The sequence below is a fragment of the Bartonella sp. AA83SXKL genome, from assembly GCF_042196965.1.
GTDB lineage: Bacteria > Pseudomonadota > Alphaproteobacteria > Rhizobiales > Rhizobiaceae > Bartonella.
On record NZ_JBHIRG010000164.1, the window covers coordinates 1 to 748 of the forward strand.

Here is a 748-nt window from a genome sequence, read left to right on the forward strand (position 1 = left end):
GAAACACCAGCAATGGCTAGAAACTTTCTGAAAGCCCTTAATGGACTTTTTAATTGGGCAATTGATCAAGGTCTTTTGGAAAATAATCCAACTTTAGGCGTCAAAAAACCTCCTCTTAAAAATAAAAGCGGCTTTCCTGTTTGGACAGAAGAAGATGTTGAGAAATATTATCACAAATGGCATCATGGTACCCATGAACGTGTCTGGATTGATGTTCTTTTATATACGGGCTTGCGTCGTGGTGATGCGGTACGAATTGGCTGGAAAGATGTCAAAGACAATATTATTCATCTCAAGACAGAGAAAAGTAAATTCCAAACAGATGTCTTTCTACCTATTTTACCGGAATTAGCCAAAACGCTTGAAGCTGGTCCTATTGGAGTAGAAACATTCATCTGTAGTAAAACTAATCAAAAACTCTCCAAAGAAAGCTTTGGCGATACATTTAGAGACGCTTGTAATGCTGCTGGAATTAAAAAATCGGCGCATGGATTAAGAAAATTAGCAGCAACACGCGCAGCTAACTCTGGTGCAACAGTATCACAACTCAAAGCAATTTTTGGCTGGACAAATGATGCTATGGCATCTCTTTACACAAAGAGCGCAGATCGCAAAAGGTTAGCTATAGAGGCGATAAAAAAGCTTCAAAAAGATGAGGGATAGAGGCAAAAAAACTCAATAGAATCAAGATTCACCTATTCCCCCATATTAGACATAACTATTTTATTTTACTTGCTTTTTATATACC

Annotated in this window: 1 protein-coding gene; it reads left to right on the forward strand. The window is 37.7% G+C overall.

The window, feature by feature from the left end; all coding sequences use genetic code 11:
* The coding region (locus ACFINO_RS10340) for a tyrosine-type recombinase/integrase (protein ID WP_375655737.1) at window positions 1-663 on the forward strand (663 nt) is incomplete at its 5' end.
* Between the last annotated feature and the right edge of the window lie 85 nt (window positions 664-748).